General features: G+C 71.9%; 2 protein-coding genes (1 of these 2 running past the window's edge). Both read left to right on the top strand.

Going from position 1 to position 18,505, the window contains the following annotated elements:
• A protein-coding gene (locus tag E1300_RS10930; protein WP_131756777.1) for a non-ribosomal peptide synthetase crosses the window boundary here: on the top strand, positions 1-1,400 show its final stretch. 14,806 nt of this gene lie to the left of the window's left edge; only the last 1,400 of its 16,206 coding nucleotides appear in the window; the start codon falls outside the window, past its left edge; it ends in the stop codon at positions 1,398-1,400.
• Positions 1,397-18,505, top strand: a complete 17,109-nt coding sequence (locus tag E1300_RS10925) for a non-ribosomal peptide synthetase (protein WP_131756776.1) — start codon at positions 1,397-1,399, stop codon at positions 18,503-18,505. Before E1300_RS10930 ends, E1300_RS10925 begins: the two co-directional genes overlap by 4 nt.

Here is an 18,505-nt window from a genome sequence, read left to right as displayed (position 1 = left end):
AGGCCGGGACGTCCGGGAGCGGTCTGGCGTACGTGATGTTCACCTCGGGCTCGACGGGTCGTCCGAAGGGCGTGGGGGTGACGCATGAGGGGTTGGCCAACTATGTGAGGTGGGCGGCGGCGGCCTACGGGATGGCGGACGGCGGGAGTGGGGCTCCGCTGCATTCGTCGTTGGCTTTCGATCTGACGGTGACGAGCGTGCTGGTGCCGTTGGTGTCGGGGTCGGCGGTCGTGGTGAGTGCGGAGGGCGGCGCTGAGGGGTTGGCGCGGCTGGTGGCCGATGGCGGTGGGTTCGGTCTGGTGAAGGTGGTGCCGGGGCATCTGCCGTTGCTGGCGGAGCTGCTCTCCGACGATCAGGCAGTGAACGCGGCGCGGTGTCTGGTGGTCGGTGGGGAGGCGTTGCCGGGGGCGGTGGCGCGCTCGTGGTTGGAGCGGGTGCCGGACGCCGTGATCGTCAATGAGTACGGGCCGACCGAGACGGTGGTGGGGTGCTGTGTCTTCGAGGTGAGGGCCGGTGTCGAGGTCGGCGACGCGGTGCCGATCGGCCGCCCGGTGGCCAACACCCGGTTGTACGTCCTGGACGAGTCTCTGAGTGTGGTCTCGCCCGGTGTAGCGGGTGAACTGTACGTCGCCGGCGCCGGGGTGGCCCGCGGATACGTCAACCGCGCGGGTCTGACCGCCGAGCGGTTCCTCGCCGACCCCCTGCGTCCGGGCGAGCGCATGTACCGGACGGGTGACCGGGTCCGCTGGAACACCGCCGGTGAGCTGGAGTTCCTGGGCCGGGCGGACGACCAGGTCAAGATCCGGGGCTTCCGGATCGAGCCGGGCGAGGTGGAGGCGGTCCTGACCGGGCACCCCGCCGTCGCCCAGGCCGCCGTGATCGCCCGCGAGGACACGCCGGGCGACCGGCGCCTGGTCGGCTACATCGTCCCCGCCGGCGGCGCGGTGGACGGGGACGGTGAGGCGTTGGCGTCCGCGGTCAGGCAGCGGTGCTCCGGCAGGTTGCCGGAGTACATGGTCCCCTCGGCGGTGGTGGTGCTGGACGCGCTGCCCCTCACCACCAACGGCAAGCTGGACCGCCGCGCCCTCCCGGCGCCGGAGTACCGGGCGGGAAGAAGCCGTCCTCCGGCCAATGAACGCGAAGAGCTGCTGTGCCAGGTGTTCGCCGAGGTCCTGAGGCTTGACCAGGTGGGCGTGGACGACGACTTCTTCGTCCTGGGCGGCCATTCGCTGCTGGCCACCCGGTTGGTGAGCCGGATCCGCACGGTGCTGGGCGCCGAGGTGGAGATCCGGACGGTGTTCCAGAGCCCCACGGTGGCGGAGCTGGCGCGGCAGGTCGGTGATCGGAAGTCGAGCCGGCCTGCGTTGCGGCCGATGCGTGAGCAGGAGGAGTCCCGATGATCCCGTTGTCGTTCGCCCAGCGCCGGCTGTGGTTCCTGGCCCGGTTCGAAGAGACGGGTGCGGTCTACAACGTCCCGTTCGTGTTGCGGCTGCGAGGGGAACTGGACCGGAAGGCGCTGGCGGCGGGCCTGCGGGACGTGCTGGAACGCCACGAGGTGCTCCGGACGGTCTATCCGATGGCGGACGGTGAGCCGTACCAGCACGTCCTGGACATGGACGAGCTGGACTGGGACCTGCGGATCGAAGAGGTCCAGGACCCGGACGCCGCGACGTCGGCACTGGTCGCGGACGCCGTCTCGTATGCGTTCGACCTGTCGGCCGAGGTGCCGGTCCGGGCGCGGCTGCTGGTGCTCGGGCCGGACGAGCACGTGCTGGTGCTCGTGCTGCACCACATCGCCAGCGACGGCTGGTCGATGGGGCCTCTGGCGCGCGATGTCTCCCGGGCCTACGTGGCACGGTGCGAAGGCCGCGCCCCTGGATGGACGGCCCTCCCGGTGCAGTACGCCGACTACGCCTTATGGCAACGCGAACTGCTCGGCGACGAGGACGACCCCGAGAGCATGCTGTCCCGGCAGGTCGGCTACTGGCGGGAGGCGCTGGCCGGGATCCCCGAGGAGCTCGCCCTTCCCGCCGATCGACCGCGCCCGGCGTCGCCAGGTCACCAAGGCCACATCGCCGCCCTGGAGATCCCGGCGGATCTGCACGCTCGGCTGATGGCGGTCGCCCAGGCCGAGGGCGCGACGCTGTTCATGGTGTTACAGGCGTCCCTGGCGATGCTGCTGTCGAGGTTGGGCGCGGGCACCGACATCCCGATCGGTTCGGCGATCGCGGGCCGTACCGATGAGGCGCTGGACGATCTGGTCGGATGCTTCGTCAACACGCTCGTGCTGCGCACCGACCTGTCGGGCGACCCGTCCTTCACCGAGCTGCTGGGCCGGGTCCGGGAGACGAGCCTGAACGCCTACCAGCATCAGGACGTGCCGTTCGAGCGGCTGGTGGAGGAGCTCGACCCGCATCGCAGCCTCGCCCGCCACCCTCTCTTCCAAGTGATGCTCAACGTGCAGAACAACGCGCGGGCAGCACTGGACCTGCCGGCGTCCGGCACCGGGAAGCTGGCCGTGGAAGCGATCGCGCACGCCTCGGGCGAGCTGTCGACGGCCAAGTTCGACCTCGACCTGACCGTGGAGGAACGCTTCGATCCGCAGGGCGCTCCCGGGGGGCTGCGGGGGGCCCTGATGGGCGCCGCCGACCTGTTCGACGTGGCGACGGTCGAGCGGATCGCGGCACGGCTGGTGCGCGTGCTGGAGCAGGTGGGCCGGGAGCCGGGGACCCGTCTGAGCGACGTCCGGGTGCTGTCGGCGGACGAGCGGGATCACGTCCTGTCCGCCGGGACCGGCGCCGCGCTGCCGCTGCCGCGGGCATCGGCGGCGGAGCTGTTCGAGGAGCGTGCGCGGCGGTCGCCGGAAGCGCCGGCGGTGGTGTCGGGGGACACGCGCTTCTCCTACCGGGACCTGGACGAGCGCTCGAACCGGCTGGCCCGCTACCTCGCGGCGCAGGGCGTGGGCGCGGGGTCGGTCGTGGGCGTGGTGATGGAGCGGGGCGTCGACCTGGTGGTGGCGCTGCTCGCGGTGTGGAAGGCCGGCGGCGCGTACCTGCCCGTCGATCCGGACCTGCCGTCCGGCCGCGCCGCGTTCATGCTGGCCGATGCGGGCGCGATCGGCGTACTGACCACCGAAGATCTGGCCGGGGAACTGCCCGGAGTGGTCACGTGGACCGTGGACGCCCCGGCGGTGGCGGCGTCGGTCAACGCGCTCTCGAACTCCCCTCTCCGGCTGGGGGCCTCGGGTGGTGACGCGGCATATGTGATGTACACGTCCGGCTCGACGGGCGAGCCGAAGGGCGTCGTGGTGTCGCATGAGGGAGTCCTGAACCGGCTCCTGTGGATGGGTTCGCGTTTCGCGGTCGCGGAGGACGAGCGAGTCCTGCACAAGACCCCCTTCGGCTTCGACGTCTCGGTGTGGGAGCTGTTCTGGCCGCTGCTCGAAGGCGCGGTGCTGGTGATGGCCCGGCCGGGCGGCCACCGGGATCCCGCCTATATCGCATCGGTGATCACTGAGCGGCGGGTGACGACGGTGCACTTCGTGCCGTCATTGCTGGAGATGTTCCTCAGGGAACCGGCGGCGGGGCAGTGCGCGAGCCTGCGGCGGGTCGTCTCGTCCGGTGAGGCGCTGCCGCCGGGCGTCGTCGAGCGCTTCGCCGAGGTGTTCGGCGGCGATGTGGAACTGCACAACCTGTACGGCCCCGCCGAGGCGCCGACCGGAGCGGCCGCGTCCGGGATCGAAGCGCGCGGATCCTCGGGTGAGCGAGCGCCCGGTCAGGTGCCGATCGGCACGCCGATCACCAACACGCGGGCGTTCGTGCTGGACGAGGGCCTCACCCTCGTGCCTCCGGGCGTGGTGGGAGAACTGTACTTGTCGGGCGTCCAGCTCGCGCGAGGCTACCTGGGCCGGACGAGCCTGACAGCGCAGCGGTTCGTGGCCTCCCCGTTCGGGTCGGGCGAGCGGATGTACCGGACGGGCGACCGGGTCCGGTGGAACGCCGCCGGTGAGCTGGAGTTCGTCGGCCGGGTGGACGACCAGGTGAAGATCCGGGGATTCCGGGTCGAGCCGGGCGAGGTGGAAGCCGTCCTCGACGGGCACCCCGCGGTCGCGCAGGCGAAGGTGATCGCTCGTGAGGACACCCCGGGCGACCAGCGCCTGGTCGCCTACATCGTTCCCGTCGACGGCGCAACGGATCAGGACGGCGAGGAACTGGCGTCGGCCGTCAGGCAGCGGTGTGCGGACCGGCTGCCGGAGTACATGGTGCCGTCGGCGGTGGTGGTGCTGGACGCGTTGCCCCTCACCACTAACGGCAAGCTGGACCGCAGCGCCCTCCCCGCTCCGGAGTACCGCACTCGGCTGGGCCGGGGTCCGGCCGATGCCCACGAAGAGTTGTTATGCCAGGTGTTCGCCGAGGTCCTGGGGCTCGACCAGGTGGGCGTGGATGACGACTTCTTCGCGTTGGGTGGTCATTCACTGCTGGCGGTGTCGTTGGTGGAGCGGTTGCGGGTCCGTGGAGTGTCGATCTCGGTGCGGGCGTTGTTCCAGACGCCGACGGTGGCGGGCCTGGCAGCGGTGGCAGGACCTGAACCCGTCGTCGTCCCGCCCAACCTGATTCCCGAGGACGCCGAGCAGATCACCCCGGAGATGTTGCCGCTGGTGGAGCTCACCGAGGCCGAGGTAGAGCGTGTGGTGGCGGCGGTGGAGGGTGGTGCGTCCAACATCGCCGACGTCTACCCCCTGGCGCCACTCCAGGAGGGCATCTTCTTCCACCACCTTATGGAAGCGGGCGAGGGTAACGACACGTACGTGCTTCCGCTGGTGCTGGAGTTCGACGGCCGTGAGCGTCTGGACGCGTTCGTGGACGCGTTGCAGCAGGTGGTGAACCGTCACGACGTGTTCCGCACTGGTGTGGTGTGGGAGGGGTTGCGCGAGCCGGTGCAGGTGGTCTGGCGTGAAGCCGAGCTGCCCGTGCGCGAGGTCGTCCTCGATCCGGGAACCGAGGACCCGGTAGCGGAGCTAGTCTCCGCCGGTGGCCTGGTCATGGACCTGCGCCGCGCACCCCTGATGGACGTGCACATCGCTCGGTTCCCAACTTCCGATCGCTGGCTGGCTCTGATCCGGCACCACCACCTGATCCAGGACCACACGGCAATGGACGTCCTGGTGGATGAGGTGCGGGCGCTCATGGCGGGCCGGGGCGATGAGCTGGCTGAGCCGCCGTCGTATCGGGAGTTCGTGGCGCAGGCCAGGGGCGGGATCTCGATCGCTGAGCATGAGCGGTTCTTCGCGGAGATGCTGGCGGAGGTGAGCGAGCCGACGCTTCCGTTCGGGGTGGCGGAGATCCGTGGCGACGGTTCTGACGTGGTCCGCGCCGCACAGCTTCTGGATCAGGAGCTGGCGGGGCGGTTGCGTGAGGTGGCGCGGCGGCTGGGCGTGAGCCCGGCGACGGTGATGCATGTGGCGTACGCGCGGATGCTGGCGGTGGTATCCGGGCGTGACGACGTGGTGTTCGGGACGGTGCTGTTCGGCCGGATGCAGGCCGGCGCCGGAGCCGACCGCGCGGCCGGACTGTTCATCAACACCCTGCCCGCCCGCGTCCAGGTCGGCGGCGCCGGGATCCTGCAAGCCATCACGGCCACGCGGAAGCTACTCGCCGGGCTGCTGGAGCACGAGCACGCCCCGCTCGCCGTCGCCCAGCGCGCCAGCTCGGTACCGGCCGACACCCCCCTGTTCGCCTCGATCTTCAACTACCGCTACAACCAGGTCGCCTCCGCGTCCGATGCCGGTGCCTCGTCCGAAACCGTGCCCGAAGGCATGACCGGCGGCGGCATGAAGAGGATCTTCAGCCGGGAGCGCAGCAACTACCCGCTCGCGGTCGCGGTCGGTGACCGCGGTGACGGCTTCGACCTGGTGGTCGATGCGGTCGCTCCGGTGGACGCCGAGTTGGTGTGCGGGTTGCTGCACACCACGATCGCCCATCTCGTGGACGCCCTCGACACGCTGCTCGACACCGATGGCGACACGTTGCTCAGCCAGGTCGAGGTGCTGCCGGCGAGCGAGCGGGAACGCGCGCTCCGAGCGGGGGACGGCGCCGCGTTGCCGGTGCCCGGCGCGTCGATGGTGGAGCTGTTCCAGCGGCGGGTCCGGCGCTCACCGGACGCGGTGGCGGTGGTGGCGCAGGACGGGCGTCTCTCGTACCGGGACCTGGACGAGCGGACGAACCGGCTGGCCCGCTACCTGGTCAGGCGGGGTGTGGGCGCGGAGTCGGTCGTGGGCGTGGTGATGGAGCGGAGCGCCGATCTGGTGGTGGCGCTGCTGGCGGTCTGGAAGGCCGGCGGCGCCTACGTGCCGATCGATGCGGGGCTCCCGCCGGGCCGGATGGCGTTCATGCTGGCCGACGCGGGCGCGGTGTGCGCGCTGACCTCGACGGACCTCGCCGTGGACCTGCGGAGCCGGGTGTCCGAGGACCTGGACGGGGCGATCTCATGGCTCGTCGTCGACGATCCGGCGATGGCCGGCGAGGTGGCGTGCCTGCCAGATGAACCGCTGGACGTGGACGTGCCGGGCGGCGGCCTGGCCTATGTGATGTACACCTCGGGGTCCACCGGGCAGCCGAAGGGCGTCGCGGTGTCGCACCGGGACGTGGCGGCACTGGCCTCCGACGACTTCTGGGGTCTGGCGGACGACTCGCGGGTGCTGTTCCACGCCCCGCACGCCTTCGACGCGTCGGTGTACGAGATGTGGGCTCCGCTCGCCACGGGAGCGTCCGTGGTCGTGGCGCCCGCCCAGGAGATGGACGCGGCGACGCTCCGGACCCTGGTGGCCGGGGCCGGGCTGACGCATGTGCATGTCACGGCGGGACTGTGCCGCGTGCTGGCGCAGGAGGATCCGGCCTGCTTCACCGGAGTGGAGGAGGTACTGACGGGCGGGGACGTGGTGCCCGCCGAAACGGTCGCGCGCGTACTGGACGCGTGCCCTGGCGTCCGCGTGCGGCACTTGTACGGGCCGACCGAGGTCACGTTGTGCGCCACCCAGTTCGAGACGTCGGCCCCGGTGGATGGGGTACTGCCGATCGGCCGCGCGGTGGCGAACGCCCATGTTCTCGTGCTGGACGAGGACCTGAGGTTGGTGCCGTCCGGTGTGGCGGGGGAGCTGTACGTGGCCGGTGCCGGCGTGGCGCGCGGGTACATGGGACGGACGGCTCTGACGGCTGAGCGGTTCGTGGCCGACCCGTTCCGTCCGGGCGAGCGGATGTACCGGACGGGCGACCGCGTCCGCTGGAACCCCGCCGGTGACCTGGAGTTCGTCGGCCGGGCCGACGACCAGGTCAAGATCCGGGGTTTCCGCGTCGAGCCGGGCGAGGTGGAAGCGGTCCTTGCCGATCACCCCGCCGTGGCCCAGGCCGCGGTGGTCGTGCGTGACGAGAGCCCCGGCGACCGGCGCCTGGTCGGCTATATCGTTCCCATCGCCGACGATGGTGATCAGGGCGCGCTGGCCGACCTCGTTCGTGCCGCTACCGCGGAGCGGTTACCGGAGTACATGGTGCCCTCGGCCGTGATGGTCCTGGACGCGCTGCCGCTGACGGCCAACGGGAAGCTGGACCGTCGCGCCCTTCCGACCCCGGAGTACCGCACCAAGCAGGGGCGGGGGCCAGCGGATGCGCACGAAGAGCTGCTGTGTGAGGTTTTCGCCGAGGTCCTTGGTTTGGACCGAGTGGGTGTGGACGACGACTTCTTCGCCTTGGGGGGTCACTCCTTATTGGCGGTGTCGTTGGTGGAGCGGTTGCGGGTGCGCGGGGTGTCGGTCTCGGTGCGGGCGTTGTTCCAGACGCCGACGGTGGCGGGCCTGGCGGCGGTGGCCGGTCCCGAGCCGGTCGTGGTCCCGCCCAACCTGATCCCCGAGGGCGCCGAGCGGATCACCCCGGAGATGTTGCCGCTGGTGGAGCTTACCGAGGCTGAGGTGGGGCGTGTGGTGGCGGCGGTGGAGGGTGGTGCGTCCAACGTCGCCGACGTCTATCCTCTGGCGCCACTCCAGGAGGGCATCTTCTTCCACCACCTCATGGAAGCGGGCGAGGGCAACGACACGTACGTGCTTCCACTGGTGCTGGAGTTCGACGGCCGTGAGCGCCTGGACGCGTTCGTGGACGCGTTGCAGCAGGTAGTGAACCGTCACGACGTGTTCCGCACCGGTGTGGTGTGGGAGGGGCTGCACGAGCCGGTGCAGGTGGTCTGGCGTGCAGCCGAGCTGCCCGTACGCGAAATCGTCCTCGATCCGGGAACCGAGGACCCGGTAGCGGCGCTGGTGTCCGCCGGTGGCCTGGTCATGGACCTGCGCCGCGCACCCCTCACGGACATGCACATCGCCCAACGTCCCGACTCAGACCAGTGGCTGGCCCTGATCCGGCAGCACCACCTGGTTCAAGACCACACCGCGAAGGACGTCCTGCTGGACGAGATCCGAGCCTTCTTGACCGGACGAGGTGGAGAACTGCCCGAGCCGCCGCCCTACCGGGACTTCGTCGCCCAGGCCAGGGGCGGGATCTCGGCCGCTGAGCATGAGCGGTTCTTCGCGGAGATGCTCGCGGAGGTGAGCGAGCCGACGCTGCCGTTCGGAGTGTCGGACGTACGTGGCGACGGCTCTGGCGCGATACGGGCGGAACGCGCTCTGGAGCAGGAATCGTCCGAGCGGTTGCGTGAGGTGGCGCGGCGGCTGGGCGTGAGCCCGGCGACGGTGATGCATGTGGCATACGCGCGCACGCTGGCGGCGATCTCGGGCCGGGACGACGTGGTGTTCGGGACGGTGCTGTTCGGCCGGATGCAGGCCGGCGCCGGAGCCGACCGCGCGGCCGGACTGTTCATCAACACGCTGCCCGCCCGCGTCCAGGTCGGCGGAACCGGCGTCCTCCAAGCCATCACCGCCACCCGCCGACTGCTCGCCGGACTGCTGGAGCACGAGCACGCCCCGCTCGCCGTCGCCCAGCGCGCCAGCTCGGTACCGGCCGACACGCCCCTCTTCACGTCCATCTTCAACTACACCTACGCCCGCACCGCCGCCGCCACTCCCGCCCCTGCGTCGCGTGCCGGCGGTGGCGGTGGCGGTGCCATCCGGCCGGTGTTCAGCCAAGACCGCCATAACTACCCGCTCGCGGTCGCGGTGCGCGACCGCGGCACCGGATTCGACCTGCTCGTCGACGCTGTCGCGCCAGTGGACGCGGACATGGTGTGCGATCTGCTGCACACCACGGTCGCCAACCTGCTCGACACCCTGGCCGCGCTGCTGGACGGCGGCATCGAAGGCGACGCCTCCTTGAGCGGAATCCAGGTGATGCCGCAGAGCGAGCGGCAGCGGGTGCTGGCCGCCGGGACCGGTCCGATCGTCCCGGAGATCGATGCGTCGGTGGTGGAGCTGTTTGAGGAGTGGGTGCGGCGGTCGCCGGATGCGGTGGCGGTGGTGTCGGCTGATGAGTCGGTGTCGTACCGGGAGTTGGACGGGCGGGTGAATCGGCTGGCTCAGTTCCTGGTGGCGCAGGGTGTGGGTGCCGAATCGGTGGTGGCTTTGTGTTTGCCGCGTGGGGTGGATTTGGTGGTGGCGTTGTTGGCGGTGTGGAAGGCCGGTGGTGCGTATTTGCCGGTCGATCCGGCGTTGCCGGCGAGCCGGGTGGCGTTCATGCTCGCTGACGCCGGTGCGGTGCTGGTGTTGGGGACACAGGAAGTGGCCGAGGAACTGCCCGCCGGTCGCGTCCGGATCGTGGCACTGGATGATCCGGCGGTCGCGGCTCTGGTGGATGGCCTCCCGGAAGACCGCCCCGGTGTGGAGGTGGCCGCTGGCGCCTTGGCGTATGTGATTTATACGTCGGGGTCGACGGGGCGTGCGAAGGGTGTGGGGGTGACGCATGCGGGTGCGGTGAATCTGGTGCGGGCTCAGGTGGAGCGGTTCGGGGTGGAGCCCGGAGCGCGGGTGTTGCAGTTCGCCTCGATTGGTTTTGATGCGGCGACGTCGGAGTGGTTGATGGCGTTGTGTGCGGGTGCGGGTCTGGTGGTGGCTCCGGCGACCGAACTGGTGCCGGGTGCGGGCCTGGCTGAGGTGGTTGGGCGGTATGGGGTGTCGCATGTGACGTTGCCGCCGGCGGTGCTGTCGGTCCTGGACGTCAACGATCTGGGGTCGGTGCGGACGTTGGTGTCGGCGGGTGAGGCGATGGGTCCGGGGCTGGTGGAGCGGTGGGCTGCGGGGCGGCGGTTGATCAATGCGTATGGTCCGACGGAGACGACGGTGTGCGCGACGATGAGCCTGCCGTTGGTGCCGGGGGAGCAGGCGCCGATCGGTGCTCCGATCGCCAACACTCGCGTCTATGTCCTGGACGGGGAACTGGGGATAGTTCCGCCGGGGGTGACCGGTGAGTTGTATGTGTCGGGCGTCCAGCTCGCGCGCGGGTATGTGGGCCGGGCCGGGTTGACGGCCGAGCGGTTCGTGGCCGACCCCTTCCAGCCCGGTGAGCGGATGTACCGGACCGGTGACCGCGTCCGCTGGAATGCCTCCGGTGAGTTGGAGTTTGTGGGCCGGGCGGACGACCAGGTGAAGATCCGCGGGTTCCGGATCGAGCCGGGCGAGGTGGAGGCGGTTCTGTCCGGGCATCCGGCCGTCGCTCAGGCGGCGGTGATCGTCCGTGAGGACACCCCCGGTGACCAGCGCCTGATCGCCTACATCGTCCCTGCCGACAGTGCGGCAGAGGACTTGGCGGGCCTTGCCAGGAAGGTCTGCGCGGATCGGTTGCCGGAGTACATGGTCCCCTCGGCGGTGGTGGTGCTGGACGCGCTGCCGCTCACCACCAACGGCAAGCTGGACCGCCGCGCCCTCCCCGCTCCGGAGTATCGCACCAGGCAGGGCCGGGGTCCGGCCGATGCACGCGAGGAACTGCTCTGCCAAGTCTTCGCCGAGGTCCTGGGGCTCGACCAGGTGGGCGTCGATGACGACTTCTTCGCCTTGGGCGGTCACTCCTTATTGGCGGTGTCGTTGGTGGAGCGGTTGCGGGTGCGTGGGGTGTCGGTGTCGGTGCGGGCGTTGTTCCAGACGCCGACGGTGGCGGGCCTGGCAGCGGTGGCCGGTCCCAAGCCGGTCGTGGTCCCGCCCAACCTGATCCCCGAGGGCGCCGAGCGGATCACTCCGGAGATGTTGCCGCTGGTGGAGCTCACCGAGGCCGAGGTGGAGCGTGTGGTGGCGGCGGTGGAGGGTGGTGCGTCCAACGTCGCCGACGTCTACCCCCTGGCGCCACTCCAGGAAGGGATCTTCTTCCACCACCTTCTGGAGACCCAAGGCGGTGATGACGTCTACGTCCAGCCGACCGTTGCGGAGTTCGAGGGACGGGAGGCCCTCGACGGTTTCGTGGGCGCGTTGCAGCAGGTCGTGGACCGTTATGACGTGTTCCGCACCGGTGTGGTGTGGGAGGGGCTGCGCGAGCCGGTGCAGGTGGTCTGGCGCTCGGCCCGGATGCCGGTCCACGAGCTGATCCTTGAACCGGGGACCGAGGATCCCGTGGCGGACCTGGTGGCCGCGGGCGGCCTGAGGATGGATCTGGGACGGGCTCCGCTGCTCGATGTGCACATCGCCCGGCGTCCGGGCACGGACACGTGGCTGGCTCTGATCCGGCAGCATCACCTGGTCCAGGACCACACCGCGAAGGACGTCCTGCTGGACGAGGTCCGGGCGTTCATGGCCGGGCGGGGCGCGGACCTGCCGGAGCCGTCCTCCTACCGGGAGTTCGTGGCGCAGGCCCGGGGCGGTGTCCCGGTGGCCGAGCATGAGCGGTTCTTCGCGGACATGCTGGCGGAAGTGAGCGAGCCGACGCTGCCGTTCGGGGTGGCGGACGTGCGTGGCGACGGCTCCGGTGCGGTGCGCACGGTCCGGCACCTGGACGAGCGGCTGGCGAGCCGGTTGCGGGAGGTCGCGCGGCGGCTCGGTGTGAGCCCGGCGACGCTGATGCATGTGGCGTACGCGCGGATGCTGGCGGCGATCTCGGGCCGGGACGACGTGGTGTTCGGGACGGTCTTGTTCGGCCGGATGCAGGCCGGTGCCGGAGCCGACCGCGCGGCCGGGCTGTTCATCAACACGCTGCCCGTCCGCATCCGGGTCGGTGGCGCCGGGGTGCTGGAGGCCGTGACGGCGACGCGGGAGGTGCTGGCCGGGTTGCTGGAGCACGAGCACGCCCCGCTCGCCGTCGCCCAGCGCGCCAGCTCGGTACCGGCCGACAGGCCCCTCTTCGCCTCGCTCTTCAACTACACCTACGCCTACAGGGCGGACGGGATCGCCTCCGGCGGCGAGCCTCGTCGCCGCGGCGGCATCAGGAGGGTCTTCTCGCAGACGCGCAACAACTACCCGCTGACCGTCGGGATCGAAGACCTCCGTGACGGGTTCGGCCTGGTGGTCGACGCGGTCGCGCCGATGGACGCGGACGCGGTGGCCGGGCTGTTGCAGACCGCGATCGACTCCATGGTCGGCGCCCTCGACGTCCTGCTGGACGGCGGCACCGCGAACGATCTCCCGCTGAGCGCGGTCGCCGTCCTGCCCGAGGACGAGGAGCGGCGGATCCTGGCGGCGGGAACCGGTGACGCCGCGGCGAAGCCGGACGCGCCGGTGGTCGCTCTGTTCGAGGAGCAGGTGCTGCGGTCGCCGGACGCGGTGGCGGTGGTCTCGCAGGACGAGTCCGTCACGTACCGGGAGGTGGACGAGCGGGCGAACCGGCTCGCTCGGTATCTGATCGCCCAGGGGGTGGGCGCGGAGTCCGTCGTGGGCCTGTGCCTGCCGCGCGGCGCCGAGATGATCGTGGCGTTGCTGGCGGTGTGGAAGGCCGGTGGCGCGTACCTGCCCATCGACCCGGCGCTGCCGGCGGGGCGGGTCGCGTTCATGCTCGCCGACGCGGGCGCGGTGCTGGTGCTGGGCACGCAGGAGGTCGTGGAAGACCTGCCCGCGGGCCGGGTTCGGGTGGTGGCCCTGGACGATCCGGTGGTCTCCGTTCTCGTGAACGGCCTTCCGGACGGCCCGCTCGGAGTCGGGATACCGGGCGGCGCTCTGGCGTACGTGATGTACACCTCGGGGTCGACGGGCCGTCCCAAGGGGGTGGGAGTCACTCAGGAAGGGCTGGCCACCTATGTGACATCGGTACCGCCGGTCGTGGGTTTCGGAGCCGATGGCGGATCGGGCCGGTACGGGCTGTTGCAGGCGCCGTTCACGGATCTGGGGAACACGGTGGTGTTCTCCAGCCTGGTGAGCGGTGGTGAACTGCATGTGCTGCCGACGGAGATGGTCACCGATGCGAGCGCGGTAGCGGAGTACCTGGACCGGAACGGGATCGATTTCGTGAAGGCAGTCCCGTCGCACTGGGCGGCACTGTCGGCCGGGGCGACCGGCCCGGCCGGGCGTGACGGACGGGCCGGGACGCTGCCCGCGCGGTCGCTGGTCCTCGGTGGCGAGGCGGCCGCGGCGGGCTGGCTGGAGGACCTCCTCGCGGCGGCCGGGGACGCGGGCTGCGCGGTGTTCAACCACTACGGGCCGACGGAGACCACGATCGGCGTGGCGACCACGCGCCTGGCTCGGGGCGGTCTCGCCGGCGGGGCGGCGCCGATCGGCGGCGCGGTCGCCGGCACACGGCTGTACGTGCTGGATGACGCCCTGGGCGTGGTGCCGTCGGGTGTGGCCGGTGAACTGTACGTTTCGGGTGCGCAGCTCGCGCGCGGATACCTGGGCCGGGCCGCTCTGACGGCGGAGCGGTTCGTGGCCGATCCGTTCGCGGCGGGCGAGCGCATGTACCGGACGGGCGACCGGGTCCGCTGGAACGCCGCCGGTGAGCTGGAGTTCGTGGGCCGGGTCGACGACCAGGTGAAGGTGCGCGGATTCCGGATCGAGCCGGGCGAGGTGGAGGCGGTCCTGGCCGGCCATCCCGCGGTCGCGCGGGCCGCGGTCATCGCGCGCGAGGACACCCCTGGTGACCGGCGTCTGATCGGCTACGTCGTTCCGGCGGACGGTACGGCGGGCCAGGACGGCGAGGAGCTGGCGTCCGCGGTCAGGCGGATGTGCGCGGAGCGGTTGCCGGAGTACATGGTGCCGTCGGCGGTGGTGGTGCTGGACGCGCTGCCTCTGACCGGCAACGGCAAGCTGGACCGCCGTGCACTCCCAGCGCCGGAGTACCGGATGAAGGAGAGCCGCGGCCCGGCCGGTGCGCGCGAGGAGCTGCTGTGCCAGGTGTTCGCCGAGGTCCTGGGCCTGGATCGGGTCGGGGTGGAGGACGACTTCTTCGCTTTGGGCGGCCACTCGTTGCTGGCGACGCGGCTGGTGAGCCGTATCCGCACGGTTCTGGGTGCCGAGGTGGAGATCCGGACGGTGTTCCAGACGCCCACGGTCGCGGGTCTGGCGGCCGGGTTGGCGTCCGGGACGGACGACGGGGTGGTGCGTCCGGCGCTGACGGCGCGGGAGCGTCCCGAGCGGGTGCCGTTGTCGTTCGCGCAGCGCCGCCTGTGGTTCCTGGCGCAGTTGGAGGGGCCGAGCGCGACCTACAACAGCCCGGTGGTGCTGCGGCTGACCGGTGACCTCGACCGGGATGCGCTGGCCGCGGGGCTGCGGGACGTGCTGGAGCGGCACGAGGTGCTGCGGACGATCTACCCGGCGGTGGACGGCGAGCCGTACCAGCGCGTCCTGGACATGGACGAGCTCGACTGGTCTCTGCGCATCCTCGACGTGCACGACTCCGGCGCGACGGCGACGGCGACGGCACCGGCGGAACCTGCGGGGGCACCGATACCGGCCGCGGTGGCCGGGCAGGTGGAGGCGGCGGTGTCGTCCGCGTTCGATCTGTCGGCGGAGGTGCCGGTCCGGGCGTGGCTGCTGAGGGCCGGCCCCGATGAGCACGTGCTGGTGCTGGTGGTGCATCACATCGCCGGTGATGGCTGGTCGATGCGTCCGCTCGCGCGGGACGTGTCCGAGGCGTACCGGGCCCGGACCGAGGGGCGTGTGCCGAAGTGGGCGGCTCTCCCGGTGCAGTACGCCGACTACGCGCTGTGGCAGCGCGAGCTGCTCGGCGATGAGAACGACCCGGACAGCGTGTCGTCCCGGCAGATCGGCTACTGGCGGCAGGCGCTGGCCGGGATCCCGGAAGAGCTCGCGCTGCCGGCGGACCGGCCGCGTCCGGCGGCGCCCGGTTACCGCGGGCACCGGGCGGGGCTGGAGATCCCGGCGGGCGTGCACGCCGAGCTGACGCGGCTGGCCAGGGCCGAGGGCGTGACGCTGTTCATGGTGTTGCAGGCGTCCCTGGCGGTCCTGCTGTCGCGGCTGGGCGCGGGGCGGGACATCCCGATCGGGTCGGCGGTCGCGGGCCGCGCGGACGAGGCGCTGGACGATCTGGTCGGCTTCTTCGTCAACACCCTGGTCCTGCGCACCGACCTGTCGGCCGACCCCGCCTTCACGGAGGTCCTGGCCCGCGTCCGGGAGACGAGCCTGGACGCCTACCAGCACCAGGACGTGCCGTTCGAGCGGCTCGTCGAGGAGCTCGACCCGCATCGCAGCCTGGCCCGCCACCCCCTGTTCCAGGTGATGTTCACGCTCCAGAACAACGCGCGGGCCGTCCTGGACCTGGGGACGGTCACCGCCGGGAGGCTCCCGGGCGAGACGGGCGGCAAGGACGAGACGGACGAGACGGGCGACCGGACGCCGGGCGGGCCGGCGACGGCGAAGTTCGACCTGGACGTCGTGGTCAGCGAAGCGTTCGACCGGGACGGGGCGCCCGCGGGCATCAGGGGGTCGCTCGTCGGGACGGCGGACCTGTTCGAACGCGGAACCGTCGAGGATCTGGCGGACCGCTGGATCCGTGTCCTCGGGCTGGTGGCCGCCGAACCGGCGACGCGGGTCAGCCAGGTCGAGGTGCTCAGCGAGCAGGAGCGCCGGTGGATCCTGGCGGACGTGAACGGCACGTCAGTCGAGCCGGCGGGGGAGTCGGTCGTGGAGTTGCTCGCGGCGCACGCCGCGCGGACTCCCGGCGCGCCCGCCCTGATCTCCGATGACGCCTGCGTCTCGTACGGGGAGCTGGAGCGCCGGACGAACCGGCTGGCGCACTACCTGACGAGCCGGGGAGCGGGCCCCGAGGTTCCCGTGGCCGTCGCCATGGACCGCGGTGTCGACCTGATCGTGGCGCTGCTCGCCGTGGTGAAGGCGGGGAGCGCGTACCTGCCGATCGACCCCGCCGTCCCGGCCGAGCGGATCGCCTACATGCTGGCCGACAGCGGGACGCGCCTCGTGGTGAGCCGCCGGGACGTGCCGGGGAACGTGGCCGGCGCCGTCGAGGACGGGCACGTCGTCTGGCTCGACGACCCGGACGTCGCGGAGCGGGTCGCTTCGTCGCCGGAGACCGGCCCCGGCGCGGCCATGCCCGGTGACGGGCTGGCCTACGTGATCTACACCTCCGGGTCGACCGGGCGGCCGAAGGGAGTGGCCGTCACGCACGCGGGCGCGGTGAACCTGGCGACGGCGCAGCTGGAGCGCCTCGCGGCCGGACCGGGCGCCCGGGTCCTCCAGTTCGCCTCGCCGGGCTTCGACGCCGCGACCTGGGAATGGCTGATGGCGCTGTGCGCGGGTGCGGGGCTGGTCGTGGCGCCGGCGGCGGAGCTCCTGCCGGGAGCGGGCCTGGCGGAGGTGGTCCGGCGGCACGGGGTGACGCACGCGACGCTGCCGCCGGCGGTGCTGTCGGTGCTCGGGGTCGAGGATCTGGCGCCGGTGCGCACCCTCGTGTCCGCCGGTGAGGCGATCGGGCCGGACCAGGTGCGCCGGTGGGCGCCGGACCGGGACCTCGTCAACGCCTACGGGCCGACGGAGACCACCGTGTGCGCGACGATGACCGCGCCGTTGGCGCCGGAGGAGCGCCCGCACATCGGCGCACCGGTGGCCAACGCGCAGGTGTACGTGCTCGACGAGCGGCTCGGCGCGGTCCCGCGGGGCGTCGCCGGGGAGCTGTACGTGGCCGGCGCGGGTGTGGCGCGCGGGTACGTGAACCACGCCGCCCTGACCGCCGAGCGGTTCGTCGCCCATCCGTTCCGGCCGGGCGAGCGGATGTACCGCACCGGCGACCGGGCGCGCTGGAACGCCCGGGGCGAGTTGGAGTTCCTCGGCCGGGCGGACGACCAGGTCAAGATCCGCGGGTTCCGGATCGAGCCGGGCGAGGTGGAGGCGGTCCTCGCCGGGCATCCCGCCGTCGCGCAGGCCGCCGTGATCGTCCGCGAGGACGTCCCCGGTGAGCGGCGGCTGACCGCCTACCTCGTCCCCGCGGACGGCGCGGCGGACCGGGACCGCGAGGACCTGGCGCGCTCGGCCGGGCGGCGGTGCGCGGACAGGCTGCCGGAGTACATGGTGCCATCGGCGGTGGTGGTGCTGGACGCGCTGCCCCTGTCGGTGAACGGGAAGGTGGACCGCCGGGCGCTGCCGGCGCCCGCGGCCGCCGCTCCGCGCGCGGCGAGCCGGGGACGGGTCACCGCGCTGGAGGACGTCCTGTGCGCCGCGTTCGCCGAGGTCCTGGGGCTGGACGCGGTGGGCGTGGACGACGACTTCTTCGCCTCGGGCGGCCATTCCCTGCTCGCGGCGAAGCTGGCCGCGCGCCTGGCGGAGCGGGGGGTGGCGGTCTCGGTGCGGGACCTCCTCATGGGACGGACGGTCGGCGGCCTGATGGCCCGGATGGACCTCGCGTCCGTCCACGACGCCCTCGACGTCCTGCTGCCCATCCGGACGAGCGGGGACGGGACGCCGATCTTCTGCGTCCACCCGGGGAGCGGGATGAGCTGGTGCTACATGCCGATGGCCCGGCACGTCCCGGACGGGTTCCGGATCTACGGGCTCCAGGCCCGCGGGCTCGACGGGACCACCGGGCTCTCCGGGTCCGTCCGCGAGATGGCGGCGGACTACGCGGCGCAGATCCGGTCGGTGCAGGAGACCGGTCCCTACCACCTCCTGGGATGGTCCTTCGGGGGCGTCCCGGCGCACGAGATCGCCGTCCAGTTGCAGGCCGCCGGGGAGGAGGTCGCGGCCCTGGTCATCATGGACACCTATCCGCCGGCCCCGGGCGGCCGCCCGGACTCCGCGGCCGGAGGGCGGCGGGACGAGCCGGTGAGGGACGGCGCCGCCGGCGACGAAGAAGGTGTTCTGGAGCACCTGATGGAGCGGATGCGCAGGGAGGCCGGCCACATCCTCGGGGCCATCTCGGACGACGAGTACCGGACCCTCGCGCGCGTCTTCCGCACCAACATGACCATCCGGGGCGCCCACGAGTTCGGCCGCTTCGACGGGAACGCGCTGCTGCTCGTGGCGGACGAGGGGCGGGACGAGGGTGAGGCCATGGCCGGCCGGTGGGCTCCGTACATCTCCGGGGAGATCTCCGAGGTCCGCCTTCCCTGCAAGCACTCGGACATGATCCGTCCGGACATGCTCGCCCGGGCCTGGGCCGCGATGGAGGCATGGCTCGGCACGACCCGGCGGTGA

Source organism: Actinomadura fibrosa, assembly GCF_900659615.1.
Lineage (GTDB): Bacteria > Actinomycetota > Actinomycetes > Streptosporangiales > Streptosporangiaceae > Spirillospora > Spirillospora fibrosa.
The sequence above is the reverse complement of the archived record's forward strand: the minus strand, read 5'-3'. Positions and strand labels throughout refer to the sequence as shown.

Bases quoted from the DNA above. Each gene is read 5' to 3' on its own strand.
- E1300_RS10925 (WP_131756776.1), top strand. From the start codon at position 1,397: ATGATCCCGTTGTCGTTCGCCCAGCGCCGGCTGTGGTTCCTGGCCCGG.